Annotated in this window: 22 protein-coding genes and 1 riboswitch; of the genes, 18 read left to right on the forward strand and 4 right to left on the reverse strand. The window is 71.7% G+C overall.

The genetic code is table 11. The features are described from left to right. Positions 1-1,083: ABC transporter permease (locus AB0I22_RS38465; protein WP_363135688.1), on the reverse strand; the 1,083-nt coding region annotated here is incomplete at its 3' end. 170 nt (positions 1,084-1,253) lie between these two features. On the opposite strand from AB0I22_RS38465, the gene AB0I22_RS38470 reads away from it, so the two are divergent. The 7 genes from AB0I22_RS38470 to AB0I22_RS38500 all read left to right on the forward strand — a co-directional run bounded on the left by AB0I22_RS38470 (position 1,254) and on the right by AB0I22_RS38500 (position 5,886). Then, a complete protein-coding gene (locus AB0I22_RS38470) occupies positions 1,254-1,499 on the forward strand; it encodes a MoaD/ThiS family protein (RefSeq protein WP_363135707.1) in 246 nt (81 codons plus the stop codon). Between the two features lie 10 nt (positions 1,500-1,509). Next, positions 1,510-2,937, forward strand: a complete 1,428-nt coding sequence (locus AB0I22_RS38475; protein ID WP_363135689.1) for a hypothetical protein — start codon at positions 1,510-1,512, stop codon at positions 2,935-2,937. 91 nt (positions 2,938-3,028) lie between these two features. Then, complete coding sequence (locus AB0I22_RS38480; protein ID WP_363135690.1) at positions 3,029-3,733, forward strand: DUF2993 domain-containing protein; 705 nt, start codon at positions 3,029-3,031, stop codon at positions 3,731-3,733. A 313-nt stretch (positions 3,734-4,046) separates the two neighbouring features. Beyond that, complete coding sequence (locus AB0I22_RS38485) at positions 4,047-4,127, forward strand: putative leader peptide (RefSeq protein ID WP_363135708.1); 81 nt, start codon at positions 4,047-4,049, stop codon at positions 4,125-4,127. A 166-nt stretch (positions 4,128-4,293) separates the two neighbouring features. Beyond that, on the forward strand, positions 4,294-5,130 hold the full coding sequence (locus AB0I22_RS38490) for a sulfurtransferase (RefSeq protein WP_363135691.1): 837 nt from the start codon (positions 4,294-4,296) through the stop codon (positions 5,128-5,130). Positions 5,131-5,172: 42 nt separating this feature from the next. After that, a complete protein-coding gene (locus AB0I22_RS38495) occupies positions 5,173-5,460 on the forward strand; it encodes a DUF1416 domain-containing protein (RefSeq protein WP_363135692.1) in 288 nt (95 codons plus the stop codon). A 147-nt stretch (positions 5,461-5,607) separates the two neighbouring features. Further along, positions 5,608-5,886 carry a DUF3099 domain-containing protein gene (locus AB0I22_RS38500; protein ID WP_363135693.1) on the forward strand — a complete coding sequence of 93 codons (279 nt, stop codon included), beginning with the start codon at positions 5,608-5,610 and terminating at the stop codon, positions 5,884-5,886. Between the two features lie 15 nt (positions 5,887-5,901). Here the strand turns inward: AB0I22_RS38500 and AB0I22_RS38505 are convergent, their stop codons facing one another. Next, positions 5,902-6,267 carry a DsrE family protein gene (locus AB0I22_RS38505; RefSeq protein WP_363135694.1) on the reverse strand — a complete coding sequence of 122 codons (366 nt, stop codon included), beginning with the start codon at positions 6,265-6,267 and terminating at the stop codon, positions 5,902-5,904. A 286-nt stretch (positions 6,268-6,553) separates the two neighbouring features. Here AB0I22_RS38505 and AB0I22_RS38510 point away from each other — a divergent pair, with 286 nt between their 5' ends. From AB0I22_RS38510 to AB0I22_RS38535, 6 genes are all read left to right on the forward strand, one after another. After that, positions 6,554-7,117 carry an FABP family protein gene (locus AB0I22_RS38510; protein WP_363135695.1) on the forward strand — a complete coding sequence of 188 codons (564 nt, stop codon included), beginning with the start codon at positions 6,554-6,556 and terminating at the stop codon, positions 7,115-7,117. Between the two features lie 77 nt (positions 7,118-7,194). Continuing rightward, positions 7,195-7,280, forward strand: a riboswitch (cobalamin riboswitch). A gap of 131 nt (positions 7,281-7,411) precedes the next feature. Continuing rightward, complete coding sequence (locus AB0I22_RS38515) at positions 7,412-8,500, forward strand: iron ABC transporter permease (protein ID WP_363135709.1); 1,089 nt, start codon at positions 7,412-7,414, stop codon at positions 8,498-8,500. Further along, the gene (locus tag AB0I22_RS38520) at positions 8,500-9,276 is read left to right on the forward strand and encodes an ABC transporter ATP-binding protein (RefSeq protein ID WP_363135696.1); all 777 of its coding nucleotides are present in this window, start codon (positions 8,500-8,502) and stop codon (positions 9,274-9,276) included. The genes AB0I22_RS38515 and AB0I22_RS38520 overlap by 1 nt, the downstream gene beginning before the upstream one ends. 56 nt (positions 9,277-9,332) lie before the next feature. Then, the gene (locus tag AB0I22_RS38525) at positions 9,333-10,373 is read left to right on the forward strand and encodes an ABC transporter substrate-binding protein (RefSeq protein WP_363135697.1); all 1,041 of its coding nucleotides are present in this window, start codon (positions 9,333-9,335) and stop codon (positions 10,371-10,373) included. 20 nt (positions 10,374-10,393) lie between these two features. Beyond that, a complete protein-coding gene (locus AB0I22_RS38530; RefSeq protein ID WP_363135698.1) occupies positions 10,394-10,831 on the forward strand; it encodes a transcriptional repressor in 438 nt (145 codons plus the stop codon). Between the two features lie 10 nt (positions 10,832-10,841). Further along, positions 10,842-11,807, forward strand: coding sequence for a folate-binding protein (locus AB0I22_RS38535; RefSeq protein ID WP_363135699.1), 966 nt, complete (start codon positions 10,842-10,844; stop codon positions 11,805-11,807). 67 nt (positions 11,808-11,874) lie between these two features. Here AB0I22_RS38535 and dtd read toward each other — a convergent pair whose 3' ends face one another. Next, complete coding sequence (dtd, locus tag AB0I22_RS38540) at positions 11,875-12,300, reverse strand: D-aminoacyl-tRNA deacylase (protein ID WP_363135700.1); 426 nt, start codon at positions 12,298-12,300, stop codon at positions 11,875-11,877. 158 nt (positions 12,301-12,458) lie between these two features. On the opposite strand from dtd, the gene AB0I22_RS38545 reads away from it, so the two are divergent. From AB0I22_RS38545 to AB0I22_RS38555, 3 genes are all read left to right on the forward strand, one after another. After that, positions 12,459-13,100: an ABC transporter substrate-binding protein gene (locus tag AB0I22_RS38545; protein ID WP_363135701.1), complete on the forward strand. Its 642-nt coding sequence runs from the start codon at positions 12,459-12,461 to the stop codon at positions 13,098-13,100. A 65-nt stretch (positions 13,101-13,165) separates the two neighbouring features. Next, the gene (locus tag AB0I22_RS38550; protein ID WP_363135702.1) at positions 13,166-14,137 is read left to right on the forward strand and encodes an asparaginase; all 972 of its coding nucleotides are present in this window, start codon (positions 13,166-13,168) and stop codon (positions 14,135-14,137) included. Positions 14,138-14,248: 111 nt separating this feature from the next. Continuing rightward, the gene (locus AB0I22_RS38555; protein WP_363135703.1) at positions 14,249-15,505 is read left to right on the forward strand and encodes a GNAT family N-acetyltransferase; all 1,257 of its coding nucleotides are present in this window, start codon (positions 14,249-14,251) and stop codon (positions 15,503-15,505) included. A 110-nt stretch (positions 15,506-15,615) separates the two neighbouring features. Here the strand turns inward: AB0I22_RS38555 and soxR are convergent, their stop codons facing one another. Next, positions 15,616-16,068: a redox-sensitive transcriptional activator SoxR gene (soxR, locus tag AB0I22_RS38560; RefSeq protein ID WP_363135704.1), complete on the reverse strand. Its 453-nt coding sequence runs from the start codon at positions 16,066-16,068 to the stop codon at positions 15,616-15,618. A 94-nt stretch (positions 16,069-16,162) separates the two neighbouring features. On the opposite strand from soxR, the gene AB0I22_RS38565 reads away from it, so the two are divergent. Together AB0I22_RS38565 and AB0I22_RS38570 are read left to right on the forward strand one after the other, a co-directional pair. Next, entirely contained in the window at positions 16,163-16,759 is a 597-nt protein-coding gene (locus AB0I22_RS38565) for an NAD(P)H-dependent oxidoreductase (protein WP_363135705.1), read from the forward strand. 231 nt (positions 16,760-16,990) lie between these two features. Next, positions 16,991-18,085, forward strand: a 1,095-nt coding sequence (locus AB0I22_RS38570) for an ABC transporter permease (RefSeq protein WP_363135706.1), incomplete at its 3' end; no start/stop codon positions are given.

An 18,085-nucleotide genomic window follows, 5' to 3' on the forward strand; every position in this document is an offset into this window, starting at 1 on the left:
ACCCGGCCGCGCCGTCATGTCGATATCCCGCAGCACCGGCTCCTCCGCACCCGGAAAACGGAACTCCACACCCCGCAACTCCAGTTGACCGCTCCGCCGCAGCTCCGTGACCGGCTCGACGGGCGGCACGACGCTGGAGTCGGTAGTGAGGACCTCCTGGACGCGCTCGGCGCACACCTCCGCGCGCGGCACCATCATGAACATGAAGGTGGCCATCATCACGGACATCAGGATCTGCATCAGATAGGTCAGGAACGCGGTCAGCGCGCCCACCTGCATGCCGCCGCTGTCGATGCGGTGCCCGCCGAACCACAGGACGGCGATCGAGGACAGGTTCACGACCAGCATCACGGTCGGGAACATCAGCGACATCAGCCGCCCGGCCCGCATGGACACGTCCATCAGCTCGGCGTTGGCGCCCGTGAAGCGCTTGCGCTCATGGGTGTCGCGGACGAAGGCGCGGATGACGCGGATGCCGGTGATCTGCTCGCGCAGCACCCGGTTCACCGTGTCGATGCGCTCCTGCACACCCCGGAAGATCGGCCGCATCCGGCGCACGATCAGGGTCACGACGATGCCGAGTACGGGCACGATGACCAGCAGCAGCGCGGACAGCGGCACGTCCTGGTTGAGCGCCATGGCGATGCCGCCGACGCACATGATCGGCGCGGAGACCATCAGCGTGAACGTCATCAGGGTCAGCATCTGGACCTGCTGGACGTCATTGGTGGTGCGGGTGATCAGGGACGGTGCGCCGAAGTCGCCGACCTCGCGCGCCGAGAAGGACTGCACCCGGTCGAAGACGGCGCCGCGCACATCACGGCCGACCGCCATGGCCGTACGGGCTCCGAAGTAGACGGCCCCGATCGCGCAGACGATCTGGAGCACGGTGACGGCGATCATCCAGCCGCCGGTGGAGAGGATGTAGCCCGTGTCGCCCTTCACGACACCTTTGTCGATGATGTCGGCATTCAGGGTCGGGAGATACAGCGTGGCGAGCGTCTGCACGAGTTGCAGCAGCACGATCAACGCGATCGGTTTCGAGTAGGGCCTGAGATACGCCCGCAGAAGTCGTACCAACACATCGGAACCATATGCGAGGTGAAGCCATTCCGACCCGTCCTTTTCCAGGCCCTGACCAAGCCGTCTCCCATGCCCTGACCGAGCCGCCGCCGCTACCCGTCATCATGGGGAGCGGCACTTGACGGAAAGGGGTCGCCGTGGCGACGACACAGACGGCACCGGCCGGCACCATCCGGTACTGGGCCGCGGCGAAGGCCGCCGCCGGCGCCGCGGAGGAGCCGTACGCGGCCGCGACGCTCGCGGAGGCCCTGGACGCGGCCCGGCTGCGGCACACCGCGCGGCCGGAGTTCGCGCGGGTGCTGCTGCGCTGCTCGTTCCTGGTGGACGGGGACCCCGTGGGCACGCGCGACCACACGACGGTCCAATTGGCCGAGGGCGGCACGGTCGAGGTGCTACCGCCCTTCGCCGGAGGGTGAGCCCCGCACCATGAGCAATCAGCCGCACGATCCGTACGACCCATACGACCCGAACCGGCCCCACGAGCCGTACCCGCCCCAGCACCCGAATCCGCCGTACGGGCAGCAGGAGCCGTACGCGCCGCAGGGGACGTACGGCGGGCCGGAGAGCTACGGGGGGCAGGAGCCCGGGGCGTGGCCCGCGCCCGGAGAATCCCAGCAGTACCAACAGCCCCAGCAAGCCCAGCAGCAGCCGTACTATCCCGCACAGCAGGACGGCTACCAGGGCGGTTATCAGGACGAGCACACCCAGACCTGGGCGGGCCCGACCTGGGACACCAGGACCTGGCAGACCCTGTCCGCCCCGGCGGCCCCCGCCGCGGAGCCGGGCGGCCTGCCGCCGGAGCAGGGACAGGGACAGTACGAGACGTACGGCACCGGCACCGGCGCGTACGGGACCGGGCACAGCACCGGACACGGCCAGTACCAGGAAGCGCCGGCCGGTCAGGCCGCGTGGCGCGGTGACCAGTCCCCGGCGGCGCACGCCGCCCCCGGCGCGTACGGGGACCCGTACGCGCCGATGAACGGCGGCCCGAACGTACAGAGACCTCAGCAGGCACAGATGACACCTCCGGCACCGCAAACAGCCCAGGCAGCCCAGGCAGCCCAGGCCGCTCAAGAAGACCAGGCCCCGGAGCGCCCGCTGACCGCCGCGGAGAAGGCCCGCGCCGAGGGCCGGCCGCAGATCCTCGCGCCGGGGATACGGCCCGCGGCGATCACCGCGGTGCTGGCCGTCCTGCTCGCCGTGACCGCGCCGCTGCCGCGGCCGGTGCTCGCGGTCCCCGTGGTGCTGCTCCAGGCGGTCACGGCGGCGGGCTGGTTCCGGCTCAACGGCATGTGGCCCGCGCGGCAGGGCATCGCGCTGGCGTTCCTGGCCGGTCTGGTCGCCGACATCGGGCTGCTGGCCACCGACGCGGACCAGGCACCCACCGTGCTGATCGGCACGATCGGCGTCTGGATCCTGCTGGTCCTGGTCCTGCAACTGCGCAGCCGCAGCACGCCGGACGAGCGGCTGTACGGGCTCACGGCCGCCGCGGCCGCCTCGGGCCTGGCGGTGCTCGCGGCCGGGCACCTGGCGGCGGACTCCGACGCCGTCGTGGTCGGCGCCCTCGCCGTCGCGGTCGCCGTGCTGGCCAGTGCGCTGCCGCTGCCCTCGGCGGCCTCGCCCGTCGTCGCCCTGGTCGCGGCGGCCGGCGCGGGCGTCGCGGCCGGGCAGCTGACCGGCATCGGCCCGTCCGGCGCCCTGCTGGGCGCGGCGGCGGGCGTCTGTGCGCTGGTCGGCCTGCGGGTGGCGAGCTACGACTACCCGTCCCGGTTCGTGCACCTGACGGCGGGCGTCGCGCTGCCGCTGGCGGCCGCGGCCCCGGCCGTCTATGTGATCGGCCGCGCACTGGCGTAGCCCCCGTCATCGGGCACACTCGCGATCGACTCCGGTTAGGCTCACTGCACAGGCGGGGGGCCTGACCTAGAACGTGGGGGCACGGAGAGCAATGCGCGGACTGCGAATACTGCTGGTCATCGTGGTGGTGCTGGGCATCTTGTTCGTGGCGGCCGACCGGGTCGCGGTCTACTTCGCCGAGAACGAGGCGGCCAAGAAGATCAAGAGCAGCCAGAACCTGAGCGAGACGCCGGACGTGTCGATCAAGGGCTTCCCGTTCCTGACCCAGGTCGCGGACTCCAAGCTGGACGAGGTCGACATCGATCTCGACGGCGTCTCGGCCAGCGCGGGCGGCCACTCGATCCGGGTCACGAAGCTCAAGGCGTCGCTGCACGACGTGAAGATCAACAGCAGCTTCTCGTCCGCCACCGCCGACAACGCGACGGGCTCCGCCCACATCTCCTATGAGGACCTCACCAAGGCCGCCGAGCCCGGTGTGAAGGTGTCCTACGGCGGTCGCGACAAGGACGGCAAGAGCCAGGTCAAGGTCAGCGCGGGCGTCTCGCTGCTCGGCCGCCCGGTGGAGCGCAGCGTGCTGTCGACCGTGACGATGGTCGGCGGGAATACCATCCGGCTGCACGCGGACAGCGTGCCGGGCCAGGAGATCCCGGGCCTGGAGGGCCTGATCCGCAAGAAGATCGACTTCGACCGGCAGATCGACGGGCTGCCCCGGGGGATCAAGCTCGACAAGATCACCACCACCGAGGACGGCATGGACATCTCGGTCACCGGCTCCCACGTGGAGCTGGCGGGCTGAGCCCCTTTCCGGACCCGACCGCGCCGTAGGGCTCCTGGGGACGTACAGCCCTCGGAACGTACAGTCCTCGGGCCGTACAGCCCTCAGGACGTACAGTCCTCGGGCCGTACGGCGCCGCCGTCCACGCAGCGAGACGCCCGCGTCCGTACAGCAGAAGAGCCGCGCGCGTGAGGCCCGTACGGACGTCCGTACGGGCCTCACGGCGGCTTTCCCGCCAGGTGCCATATCCACGCATCCCACACTCTGAGCACAACCGTCTCAGCATCCGACACCCCGGTGACATGCGCGCCCGTCCGTCCCTACGATCGGGCCTATGAAGCGACAGGCGGATCTCACGAAGCGGCGGGCAGTCGACCTGTGCCGCGTCGCCGCCATGCTCTGTCTCAGCGCCTGAAGCGACGCTGACCTCCCGTTCTTCCCTCGGCCCCGGATGGGCCCGACGCTCAGCGCCGTACCCGTGCCGCCGCGTATCCCGTGCCGCCGCGCGCCCCCTCGCGCACCCGCACCGCCGCTACCGCCGCACCGCCCGCACTGCCGCAACCGCCCCGGAGGAGAGAAATATGAGCCGCAGCGACGTCCTGGTCGACGCCGACTGGGTCCAGTCCCGCATCGACGACCCGAAGACGGTCATCGTCGAGGTCGACGAGGACACCTCGGCGTACGACAAGAACCACATCAAGAACGCCGTCCGGATCGACTGGAAGAAGGACCTCCAGGACCCGGTGCGCCGCGACTTCGTCGACCGGGCCGGCTTCGAGGCGCTGCTCTCCGCGAAGGGCATCGCCAACGACGACACGGTCGTCCTCTACGGCGGCAACAACAACTGGTTCGCGTCCTACGCCTACTGGTACTTCAAGCTCTACGGCCACCAGGACGTCAAGCTCCTCGACGGCGGCCGCAAGAAGTGGGAGCTCGACTCCCGCGACCTGGTCGCCGAGGTGCCCTCCCGCGCGCGGACCGAGTACCGGGCCAAGGAGCAGGACCTCTCGATCCGCGCCTTCCGGGACGACGCCGTCGCCGCGATCGGCGAGCTCAACCTGGTCGACGTGCGCTCGCCCGACGAGTTCAGCGGCAAGCTGCTCGCCCCGGCCCACCTCCCGCAGGAGCAGTCCCAGCGCCCCGGCCACATCCCGAGCGCCCGCAACATCCCGTGGTCGAAGGCGGCCAACGACGACGGCACGTTCCGCTCCGACGCCGAGCTGAAGGAGATCTACGAGACGGCCGGCGTCGACCTGGCCAAGGACACCATCGCGTACTGCCGCATCGGCGAGCGCTCCGCCCACAGCTGGTTCGTGCTGCACGAGCTGCTCGGCCAGCAGAACGTCAAGAACTACGACGGCTCGTGGACCGAGTACGGCTCCCTCGTCGGCGTCCCGATCGAGCTCGGCGCCAACTGAGCATCCCTCCCGCTACACCCCTCTACTCTCAAGGACCCCCATATGTGTGGAGCACAGGCCGGCGGCCCGGACGCGGCGACGATCAAGCCCGGCGAGACCACCATCCAGGGCTCGGTGACCCGTGACGGCGAGCCCGTCAGCGGGTACGTCCGGCTGCTGGACAGCACCGGCGAGTTCACCGCCGAGGTGCCCACCTCGGCGACCGGGCAGTTCCGCTTCTACGCGGCCGAGGGCACCTGGACGCTGCGCGCGCTGGTGCCGGGCGCGACCGCCGACCGCACCGTCGTCGCCCAGCGCGGCGGCCTCGCCGAGGTCGCCATCGCGGTCTGAGGCATAAGAGGTATAAGAGGCATAAAGCGACGCATCGCCGTTCCACGGGACGGCGCGCGCACGGCCGAAGGGCCGCACCCCGGGGTTGGACGCCTTGGCGGGGTGCGGCCCTTCGCGCCGCCCGGCCCCCGGTCGTACGGTGGAGTCATGTACGCGCGAAGGCGCCACTGGTACTTCGCCATGATGGGCACGTGCATCGCGCTGTTCGTCCTGGCGTGGGGCGTCGTGCGCATCTGGTCGGTCCCCGCCGCGGTCGGCATGTGCCTGGTCGCGATGGTGATCCCGCCCGTCGCCGCGATCGTCGCGAACCGCAAGGGCCCCGACGACCGCTGGTGGGACGAGCCGCCGGACCCGTCCGCGCCCTCCGGGGACAAGGAGTCCGACCGCTGGTGGAACGAGCTGGACGGCAAGAAGCACCGCCACTGACGGGCGCCGGGACCGTCAGTACACGAGGGCCTGCACGCCGTCCGCCATGATCTCGCTGACGAAGACCTGCGCGCCCGCGATCCGGGCGCCCTCGATCAGATCCTTCTCCTCGATGTCCCGGCGCGCCGCGCACTGCGTGCACACCGTGATCGTGCCGCCGCCCGCCGTGATGCCCTCGATGAGGTCGGGCAGCGGCGCGGCGTGCGGCAGCTCGAACTCGGCGGCCCGCCCCGGCAGGCCGAACCACGACGACTCGCCCGTCAGCCACAGCGACACCTTGACGCCGCTCGCGACGGCGACCGCCGCCACCGTGAACGCCTGCGAGCACCGCTCGGGCGCGTCCGCGCCCGCCGTCACCTTGATCACGAGCTTCTTCGCCATGACCCCACTCTAGAAGGGCCCTGCCCCTGGGGCGCCCGGCCCCGGCTGCCGCCCGGGGGACGCGGCGGACCTCACAGCGCCGCCGCCACCGTCGGCGACTAGACTCGGCCACGGTCCGTACACCCTCACTCTCCGCCCTAGGAGCGCGCTCGTGCTTGAGGCATTCTTCACCGCCCTGTTGGTCCTGGTCGCCGTTGGCGTCATCGCGTTCGCCGGCCTGTCCGTGAAGAAGCTGTACCAGGGCCAGCGCTGACCCCCCTCCCCCGCCTACAGATCGCCTGAGCCAATGATCGAGATCCCGTCCGGCCTGAACCCGGACCTCGTGCCCCTCGCCTTCCTCCTCGGCAACTGGGAGGGAGCGGGCGTCGCCGACTTCCCCGGCACCGAGAAGTGCAACTTCGGCCAGGAAGTGACCTTCACGCACGACGGCCGCGACTTCCTGGAGTACGTCTCGCACAGCTGGACGCTCGACGGCGAGGGCAAGAAGGTCGCGCCGCTGGAGACCGAGACCGGCTACTGGCGGATCGACAAGGACCGCAAGGTCGAGGTCGTGATGGTCCGCGACCAGGGCGTGGTGGAGATCTGGTACGGCGAGCTGGCCGACCAGAAGCCGCAGATCGACCTCGTCACCGACGCCATCGCGCGGACCGCCGCCGCGGGCCCGTACAGCGGCGGCAAGCGGCTCTACGGCTACGTCAACAGCGACCTCATGTGGGTGGGCGAGAAGTCCACGCCGGATGTGCCGCTGCGCCCGTACATGTCGGCGCACCTGAAGAAGGTCGTCGACCCGAGCGAATGGGCGAAGGACCTCAAGGACCTGCCCGACGACGGCATCGCCTTCTTCAAGTAGACCTTCTTCAAGTAGACCTTCTTCGAGTAGGTAGCCCGGGGCGACCAGCCCGACAACCTCAAGAACACGGCCCCGCGGGGAAAGTCCGGTGAGAATCCGGCGCTGACCCGCAACGGTGGGCGGTGCCGCGTGCGAACGCGCGGCGCCGCGAGCCCGATCACCCGCGGCGGCCACAGCTCCTGACAACTCGCCGTGGACTGCGAGGGGACGCCGCCCGGCCGAGCGCCGCTCGGGGCAGCCTCTCCGTACGTACGGAAGCGGCCCGAGGCGAAGGCGACCGACTCCACCGTGGCGATCACCTCTCCGGCCGACGGCGCGCGCACCGCGCCCGGCGGCCCGCCCCCACCGCGCCGCCTGCCCCTGCCGCCGCTGATCATCGCGCTCGCGGCCGGGCTGCTCGTCTCCCTGTTCTGCGGGGTGGGGCTGGGCAACTCCGGCCTGGGCTGGGGCGAGGTGCTGCGCTATCTGCGGGCCGGGCTGACCGGCGGGACCATCGCGCCCGACCAGGTGTCCGCCTACACCATCGTGTGGGAGCTGCGCTTCCCGCGCGCCCTGCTGGCCGCGGTCGTCGGCGCCGGGCTCTCCGCCATCGGCGTCGCCGTGCAGGCCATGGTCCGCAACGCCCTCGCCGACCCCTTCGTACTGGGCATCTCCTCGGGGGCCGCGGTCGGCGCCAACGCCGTGCTGATCTTCGGCGCGCTGGGGGCGCTCGGCATCTGGGCGCTGTCGGCGGCGGCGTTCGCCTCGGCGCTCGCCGCGATGGCCCTCGTCTACGCGGCGGCCCGCACCCCGCAGGGGCTCACCCCGCTGCGCCTCGTGCTGACCGGCACCGCCATGTACTACGGCTTCTCGGCGATCAGCACCCTGATGGTCTTCAGCTCCGACCGGGCCGAGGCCGCCCGGTCCGCGATGATGTGGCTGCTGGGCAGCCTGGGCGGGGCCAGCTGGAACTCCTTGCCGATCGCGGCCGGCGCCGTACTGGCCGGGCTCGCGCACCTCGCCTGGTCCGCGCGCCGGCTGAACGCCCTGGCCATGGGCGACGAGACCGCCGCGGCCCTCGGCGTGGACGCCGGGCGGCTGCGCAAGCAGCTGTTCGTGACCGCGGCGGGCGTCACCGGGGCCGTGGTCGCCGTCAGCGGCGCCATCGGCTTCGTCGGGCTGATGGTCCCGCACATCACCCGCATGCTGGTGGGCGCCGACCACCGCCGGGTACTGGCCGTGGCCCCGCTGCTCGGGGCCGTGCTGCTGGTGTGGGTGGACATCCTCTCCCGCGTGCTGCTCGCGCCCGTGGAACTTCCCATCGGCGTCATCACTGCCGTCGTGGGCGTGCCCTGCTTCGTGCTGCTGATGCGCCGCCGCGGCTACACCTTCGGAGGCGCCTGATGCGCGTGGACGTCGAAGACCTCTCGGTCGCGATAGCGGGCGCCCGCATCGTCGAGGACATCACGCTACGGGCCGACAGCGGACAGCTCGTCGGCCTCGTCGGCCCCAACGGCAGCGGCAAGTCGACCCTGCTGCGCTGCGTCTACCGGGCGCTGCGCCCGGCCGCCGGGACCGTCCGGCTGGACGGCGCGGACCTGCACGCCATGGACGTACGGGAAGGGGCGCGGGCCCTGGCCGCGCTGCCGCAGGAGTCGGTGAACGAATTCGACTTCACCGCCGCCGAGGTCGTGGCCATGGGGCGGCTGCCGCACCAGAAGGCCGTCGCGCGCGCCACCGCCGCCGACGCCGCCGCGTGCGTCGCGGCGCTGGACCGGGTCGGCGCGGGCCACCTGGCCGACCGCGGCTTCCTGACCCTGTCGGGCGGCGAGAAGCAGCGGGTGCTGATCGCCCGCGCGCTGGCCCAGGAGTCGCGGGTGCTGGTCCTGGACGAGCCGACGAACCACCTCGACATAGCCCAGCAGCTGGAGGTCCTGTCGCTGGTGCGCGACAGCGGGCTGACAGTGCTGGCCGCGCTGCACGACCTGAACCTGGCGGCCGGCCACTGCGACGTGCTGTACGTCATCGCCCGCGGCCGGATCGTGGCCTCGGGCCCGCCGCACGAGGTGCTGACGCCCGAGCTGCTCGCCGAGGTCTTCGGGGTACGGGCGCACCGCGTCCCGCATCCGGAGTCCGGCGCCACGCAACTGCTCTTCGACCGGCTCCCCGCCGCCCCGTGACCCACTCCGTGGCCCACTCCCCGCCCCGCCCCGTGATCCGAAGGACGTCCCCCGCCATGCACGCTCGCGCAGCCACCGCCGTCGCCGCCGCCGTCGCGGCCCTCGCCCTGGCCCTGACCGGCTGCGGCGCCGAGGTCGGCTCCTCCGGCTCCGGCACCTCGGGGGACAAAGCCGCCAAGGGGTCGGGCCACTACCCGGTGACCGTGGAGAACTGCGGCCAGAAGACGACGTACGACAAGGCGCCGCAGCGGGTGGTGACCAACGACGTGGGCATAGCCGAGATCATGTTCGCGCTCGGCCTCGAAGACCACATGGCGGGCTATGTGATGCCCGACTACAAGGCCAGCCGCGAGGACGTCCCCTGGAAGGACGGCTACCAGAAGGTCAAGTGGCTGTCCAAGAAGCAGATCAACAAGGAGCTGGTCCTCGACGCGAAGGCCGACATGGTCTTCGCGGGCTGGAACTACGGCTTCGGCGAGGGCGACGGCTTCACGCCCGCCGGCCTCAAGAAGCTCGGCATCGGCTCGTACGTGCTGACCGAGTCCTGCCGCAACGGCTCCTCGGGCAAGTCGCGCGGCGTGATGCCGCCGCTGGAGGCCCTCTACACGGACCTGACGACGCTGGGGAAGATCTTCGACGTCGAGGACCGCGCCGACAAGCTCGTGGCCGGCTTCAAGAAGCAGGTCGCCGACGCCCAGGCCAAGCTGCCGAAGGACGGCCACCGGCCGTCCGTCTTCCTCTACGACTCCGGCCAGGACAAGCCGTTCACGGCGGGCGCGTACGCGGGGCCGCAGGACATCATCGCCAAGGCCGGCGGCAAGAACGTGATGGAGGACGTCAAGGACACCTGGGCGACCGTGAGCTGGGAGGCGGTCGTCGACCGCGACCCCGAGGTCATCCTGATCAACAACTACGGGACGCCCAACGCCGAGCAGAAGAAGGAGTTCCTGATGTCCTACCCGCCGCTGAAGAACGTCAAGGCCGTCAAGAACCACCGCGTCTTCGTCCTCGACTACGTCGATCTGGTGGAGAGCCCCCGCAATCCGTCCGCCATCGCCGCACTGGCCGGTTATCTGAAGGAGGTCCACGCGGGCTGAGGCTGCCTACACTGGGCTGCGTGGTGGACACCGACTGGCAGAGCGATCTCCGTAAGCGCGGATACCGGCTGACCCCGCAGCGCCAGCTCGTGCTGGAGGCGGTGGACAAACTGGAGCACGCGACACCCGACGGCATCCTCACCGAGGTGCGGCGCACGGCCAAGGGCGTCAACATCTCCACCGTCTACCGGACGCTGGAGCTGCTGGAGGAGCTGAAGCTGGTCAGCCACGCCCACCTCGGCCACGGCGCGCCCACGTACCACCTCGCGGACCGGCACCACCACATACACCTGGTCTGCCGGGACTGCACGGACGTGATCGAGGCCGATCTGTCGGTCGCGGAGCCGTTCACCGAGACGCTGCGCGAACGGTTCGGGTTCGACACGGACATGAAGCACTTCGCGATCTTCGGACAGTGCGCGAAGTGCGCCGGTAGGGCCGCCGCCGCCGAGTCGTAGGCTTAGCGGTATGAAGAGCCCTTTGCTGTCGCTGCCCGGCGCCGTCCCCGGCGAGGGCCCCGACGAAGGAGTCGCCGCACACTACGGCGACCTGTTCCGCGAGCAGCGCGCGCTCGCCGACGGCACCGGTTTCGTCGACCTCTCGCACCGCGGAGTGGTCACCGTCACCGGCGCCGAACGCCTGGCCTGGCTGCACCTGCTCCTCACCCAACATGTCAGCGAGCTCCCGGCCGGGCAGGCCACGGAGTCGCTGATCCTCTCCGCCAACGGCCACATCGAGCACGCCCTCTACCTGGTGGACGACGGCGAGACGACGTTCGTCCACGTGGAGCCCGGCACCCAGGAGGCGCTGATCGCCTATCTGGAAAGCATGAAGTTCTTCTACCGCGTCGAGGTCGCCGACCGCACCGCCGACCTCGCGGTGGTGCACCTCCCGGCGGGCTCGATCGCCCCGGTGCCGGGCGGCGTGACGGTGCGCGAGACGCCGCACGGCCGCGACCTGTTCCTGCCCCGGGCCGACCTGGAGGGGTTCGCCGCCGAGCACGGCCCGGCCGCCGGGTCGCTCGCGTACGAGGCGCTGCGCGTCGAGGCGCACCGGCCCCGCCTCGGCCTGGAGACCGACCACCGCACCATCCCGCACGAGCTGGGCTGGATCGGCGGCGCCGTGCACCTCCAGAAGGGCTGCTACCGCGGTCAGGAGACGGTGGCGCGGGTGCACAACCTGGGCAAGCCGCCGCGGCGCCTCGTCTTCCTGCACCTCGACGGCAGCGAGGTGCACCTGCCCCCGCACGGCGCGCCGGTGCGGCTGGCGGCGGACGGCCCGGACGGGCGTCAGCTGGGGTTCGTCACGACGTCCGCGCGCCACCACGAGCTGGGGCCGATCGCGCTCGCCCTGGTGAAGCGGAACGTGCCCGTCGACGCCGCGCTGATCGCGGACGGGACGGCGGCGGCCCAGGAAGTGGTCGTGGAGCCGTAACCCCGGCCTTCGAGCCGTAGCCCCCGGCCAGGGAGGCTTTCCGCCTCTCGGACCTCGGTCAGCGACTTCAGACCTCGATCAACACCGTGAACGGGCCGTTGTTCGTGAGCGAGACCTTCATGTCCGCTCCGAACCGGCCCGTCTCCACCTGTGCGCCCAGCTCCCTCAGTCGCGCCACGACCTCCGCCACCAGCGGCTCGGCGACCTCGCCGGGCGCGGCGGCGTTCCAGGTCGGCCGACGTCCCTTCCGGGCGTCACCGAGGAGGGTGAACTGGGAGATGACCAGCAGCGGCGCCCCGACGTCCGAGCAGGACTTCTCGTCCTCCAGGACCCGTACGGACCACAGCTTGCGGGCCAGCTGCGCGGCCTTGGCCGCCGTGTCGTCGTGGCCGACCCCGACCAGCACGCACAGCCCCTGGCCCACGATCTCGCCGACCGTCTCGCCGTCCACGACGACGCTCGCCCCGTCCACCCTCTGCACCACAGCACGCATACCGACCATGATGCCTCGGCCGGTCCGTACGGCCGTCCGGGGCCGTTCGGGTGCAGACGCCCTGCGACGGGGGCGCCCAGAGTGGCACGATGCGTGCAGGCGGTGCGTTATGTGGGCAACGTGACCTGGTCGCGCACCGCCCGAGGGGACGGAAACGCATGATCACACCCGGCGCCGGGCAGACACCCGGCCCCGCATCCACTGCCCGCTCCACCACCGGCCGCGCCCCCGCGGCTCGCACCGAGGACGGCCTCATGCTCCAGAGCGAAGCATTGCAGCCCAGACCCCCGATCCAGCGCTCCGGGAGACTGGCCGACATGCCGGTGCGGGAGCTGGCCGAGCTGCGCCTCGCCGAGCTGCGCACGCTGCGCCGCGACGCTCAGCAGGACGAGGCCGACCTCAGCTATGTACGGCGGCTGCTCCAGGGCCGCATCGACATCCTCCGGGCCGAGCTGGCCCGGCGCGCCGCGCCCCGGTCGCCGGTGGTCGACCGGCTCTCGGAGATCCTCGCGGACGTACCGTCCACCCACCGCTCCTCCGCCCGGCATGTGACGCTCGGCATGCCGCACAGCGAGGAGTTCCGGCGGCTGGCCGAGGACATGCTCTCGGAGGTCGAGCTGTCCGACCTGGAGGCCCGTACGGACCAGGAGCTGCACACCGCGATGGGCCGTCTGGTCCGCTATGAGCAGCAGGTTTCGCGGCGCCGGCAGCAGTTGCAGCACACGGCGGACGATTGCGGCGGGGAGATCGCCCGCAGGTACCGTGAGGGAGAAGCCCAAGTAGACGATCTGCTCTCCTGACGTCCGCGGAACCAACGGGTCCGCGACACCGCCGGGGGCAGTGCGCACACCCCGGAAGGCCCCCGATGTCCTCTTCCAGCCCCGCGGCCGACGCCGCCATATCCCCGGTCCTCGCCGAGGTCGTACGCTCCGGTTTCGTCGAGGGCCGTCATCGCGGTTCGCTGGTGGTGCTGGCCGCCGACGGGAGTGTGGAGCTGGCGCTGGGCGAGGCGTCCGCGCCGGTCTTCCCGCGCTCCAGCAACAAGCCGATGCAGGCCGCGGCGGTGCTGCGGGCCGGGCTGGAGCTGTCCGGCGAGCGGCTGGCGCTGGCGGCCGCGAGCCATTCCGGCGAATCGTTTCACCTCGATCTGGTGCGCAAGATGCTCGCCGAGTACGACCTCTCCGAAGAGAACCTCCAGACCCCGCCCGACCTGCCGCTGGACCCGGTCGAGGCGCAGGCGTACCTGGCGGCCGGCCACACCCCCGACCGCGTCACCATGAACTGCTCCGGCAAGCACACCGCCATGCTCGCCGCGTGCGCCGCGAACGGCTGGCCGATGGAGGCCTACCTCGCCCCCGGCCACCCCTTGCAGCGCCTCGTCCTCCAGGTCGTCGAGGAGGCGAGCGGCGAGCGCGTCGCGCACGTGGGCACGGACGGCTGCGGCGCACCCCTGATGTCCCTGACGCTGACCGGTCTGGCCCGCGCCTTCCGCTCGTTCGTGCTGGCCGAGCCGGGCAGCGCCGAGCGGCGGGTCGCGGACGCGATGCGCGCCCACCCCGAGTACGTGGCCGGCACCCGCCGCCCCGACACCTGGCTGATGAGCGAGGTGCCGGGCGCCCTGTCGAAGATGGGCGCGGAGGCCGTGCAGGCCGTGGCGCTGCCGGACGGCCGGGCCCTAGCCTTCAAGATCGACGACGGGTCGGTACGGGCGCTCGGCCCGGTACTGGCGCGGGCGCTCGCCCTCCTCGGCGTCGACTCCCCCGTCGTCGCCCGCATCGGCGACGCCCCGCTGCTCGGCGGCGGCGAGCGGGTCGGCGAGGTCCGCGCGACGTTCTGACGGCGCCGGGCCCTACTGCGGATGACCTGACCGCGGGCGACCACGCCGAGGCTTTCCCCACCGCGGATAAATCGCGTGCGGGCCGGCGCGGACGCGGCTTAGCGTGGGCCCATGAGCCTTGAGGTCCGTACGATCGCCGAATCCGACGTCCCGGACTGGTGCCGGGCGATGCACGTCGGTTTCCTGCGCCGGCCCACGGTCTCCAAGGAGGAGGCCGAGGTCCGGCTGGCGGGCATGGACCTCGCCCGCACCCAGGGGGCGTTCGACGCGGACGCGCACGGCGGGGGCCGCTGCGTGGCCACGTTCCGCAGCTTCGCGCAGCAGCTCACGGCCGTCGGCGGCGCGGCGGTGCCGGCCAATGCCGTCAGCAATGTGACGGTGTCGCCGACGCACCGCCGCCGCGGGCTGCTCAGCCGCATGATGGACGCCGACCTGCGGCTCGCCAAGGAGCGCGGCGACGCCGTCGCGACCCTGATCTCCGCCGAGTACCCGATATACGGGCGGTACGGCTTCGGCCCGGCCACCTGGATCACCGAATGGGAGATCGACGTCGCGCGCGCCGGTCTCGACCGGCGGTACGCGGGCCCCGCGGACGGCGGCCGGGTGGACTTCGCGAGCCCGGAGACCGTACGGGAACTGGGGCCCGCCTTCCACGAACGGCTCCGCGCGGTGCGGCCCGGCATGGTCGACCGCTCCGAGCGCTGGTGGCGGATGGAGACCGGCACCATCCCCACATCCGACGAGCCGTGGCAGGAGCCGTTCTACGTCCTCTATCGGCGCCCGGACGGCACGGTCGACGGCCTGCTCTCGTACCAGGTCGAGGAGCGCTGGGACGGCAAGCTGCCGGACAACACCGCGACCGTGCGCAGCCTGCTCGCCGCCACCCCGGCGGCCGAGCGCGCCCTGTGGCACTTCGTGCTGTCGGTCGACTGGATCACCAAGGCGACCAGCGGCCACCGCGCCCCCGACGACCTGCTCCCGCTGCTGCTCGGCGACCCGCGCGCGGCCCGCGTCACCACCCAAGCCGACTACCTGTGGCTCCGGCCGCTGGACGTGGAGCGGCTGCTTGAGGCCCGTACGTACGGGGCGTCGGCCTCTCTCGTCCTCGACATCGCCGACCCCGCGGGCCTCGCCGCCGGCCGCTGCCTCCTGGACGCGGCCCCCGACGGCGCGTCCTGCGCCCCCACGACGCGCTCGCCCGATCTCACCCTGGGCGTCGGGGAGTTGGGCGCCCTGTACCTCGGCGACGAGTCGGCGGTCCGGCTCGCGGCGCTGGGCCGCGTGACGGAGGAGCGCCCCGGGGCGGCGGCGACGGCGGACGCCCTGCTGCGCACGTCGCGCCGCCCTTGGTGCCCGGACGTCTTCTGACGACGGGACGGATGGGGGCGGGGCCGGTCGGTGCGCCGGCCTTTGGGCTTGCGCGGGCCCGGTCGGTGCGCGCTGACCGATGAACTTCCGTGGGCCACCGGGCCGGGGCGCTAACCGATGAGCTTGCGCGGGCCCGGTCCCTCCTCCTGGAGCCGGTCCCAGGGGTTGGTGAGGACGCACCGGTCGATGGTCAGGCAGCCGCAGCCGATGCAGTCGGTCAGATGGTCGCGGAGCTTCGTCATCTGCTCGATGCGCTCGGTCAGGTCCTGCCGCCAGCACTCGGAGACCCGCGCCCAGTCCTCGCGGGTGGGCGTGCGGTTCTCGGGGAGCATCGCGAGGGCGCCCCGGATAGTGGCGAGCGGGATGCCGAGCCGCTGGGAGACCCGGATGAAGGCGACGCGGCGCAGCGTGTCGCGGGTGTAGCGGCGCTGATTGCCGCTGGTACGGCGGCTGTTGATGAGGTCCTGGCGCTCGTAGAAGCGGAGCGCGGAGGCGGGGACGCCGCTGCGTTCAGAGAGTTCGCCGACGGTCAGTTCTTTGGCCTGCCAGGGGACTTGGGTCATGGCGGCCAGAATAGCTTGACTTAAACCATTGTTTAAGTTGGAGGCTCTTTCCCACGGCGACCACGCCGTTCCGAACTCCGGGGAAGGACCTGCCATGACCACCGCCCAGCCCGAACGCCCCTACCGCCTCGCCGTCATCATCGGCTCCACGCGTGAGGGCCGCTTCGGCCCCACCGTCGCCAACTGGTTCATCGCCCAGGCCGCGCGCCGCGACGACGTCGAGACGCACGTCATCGACCTGGCCGAGACCCCGCTGCCGATGAACCTCAGCGGCGACCCCGGCCCCGAGGCCGCCGCCGCGCTGGCCGCCGTCACCCCGCACCTGGCCGCCGCCGACGCCTTCGTCGTCGTGACGCCCGAGTACAACCACAGCTACCCGGCGCCGCTGAAGAACCTCATCGACTGGCACCTCGACGAGTGGCAGGCGAAGCCCGTCGGGTTCGTCTCCTACGGCGGCCTCTCCGGCGGCCTGCGCTCCGTCGAGCACCTGCGCCCGGTCTTCGCCGAGGTGCACGCGGTCACCGTCCGCGACACGGTCAGCTTCCACATGCCCTGGGGCCAGTTCGCGGAGGACGGCAGCCACAAGGACGGCGCGGCGGCCTCCGCCGCCGCCAAGACCATGCTCGACCAACTCGGCTGGTGGGCGCGGGCACTGGCGACGGCGCGGGCCGTCCACCCGTACGGCGGCTGAGGCTCGTACGGGCACCGCCCGCCGTAGGTCCGTACGGGCACTACCAGCCGTACGTGCCCGTACGGCGGCGGGCGGCCCGTGGATCAGCTCACGCCTCGCACCGCGCCTGCCGCCCGTACAGCGGCTCACGCCCGTACGCCCTCGGCGTGCCCGTTTTCCGCACGTCCCCATGCCCCGCGGCCGCCGTACGACCGGCGGCCGCCCCCCGATCCGCATGAGCGGAGACCCGAGATGACCCCGCCCCACCTCACCCGGCTGCTGCGGGCGCGCCTGCGCCCGTACCGCCGTCCCGTCGCGATCATCATCGTGCTGCAACTGGCGCAGACGCTCGCCAACCTCTACCTGCCGTCCCTGAACGCCGACATCATCGACGACGGCGTACTGACCGGCGACACCGGCTACATCCTCTCGGCGGGCGGGCAGATGCTCGCCATCACCCTGGCGCAGATCGCGTGCGCGGCCGGGGCGGTGTTCCTGAGCGCGCGGACCGCGATGGCGGTCGGGCGGGACGTGCGCGGCGCCGTCTTCCGGCAGGTGCAGTCCTTCTCGGTGCGGGAGGTCGGGCAGTTCGGCGCGCCGTCCCTGCTCACCCGCTCGACCAATGACGTCCAGCAGGTGCAGATGCTGGTCCTGCTGGTGTTCACGCTGCTGGTCTCGGCGCCGTTCATGTGCGTCGGCTCGATCGTGCTGGCGCTCGGCGAGGACGTTCCGCTGTCCGCGCTGCTGCTGGTCATGGTGCCGGTGCTGGCCGTCGTGCTGGTGCGCGTGTCGCGCGCGCTGGGGCCGGTGTTCCGCTCCATGCAGGGGCGCATCGACCGGGTCAACCGGGTGCTGCGCGAGCAGATCTCCGGGGCCCGCGTGGTCCGCGCGTTCGTACGGGACCGGCATGAGCAGGAACGGTTCGACGCGGCCAACGCGGATCTCAAGGACACGGCGGTGCGGGTCGGGCGGATCGTCGCCTGGATGTTCCCGCTCGTCACGCTGATCATGAACGTCACCGGCGTCGGCATCCTGTGGTTCGGCGGGCACCGCATCGACAGCGGCGGCATGCAGGTGGGCGCGGTGACCGCGTTCCTCAACTACGTGATGCAGATCTTCATGTCCGTGATGATGAGCACCTTCGTCTTCTTCCAGGTGCCGCGCGCGGAGGTGTGCGCCGAACGCATCGACGAGATCCTCGCCACCGAACCGAGCGTCGCGCCTCCCCTCGCCCCCGTCGCCCGGCTGCGGCGGAGCGGTCTTCTGGAGTTGCGGGGTGTGGAGTTCCGTTTTCCGGGTGCGGAGGAGCCGGTGCTGCGGGATATCGACATGACGGCGCGGCCTGGG

The organism is Streptomyces sp. NPDC050610 (assembly GCF_040654875.1).
Taxonomy (GTDB): Bacteria; Actinomycetota; Actinomycetes; order Streptomycetales; family Streptomycetaceae; genus Streptomyces.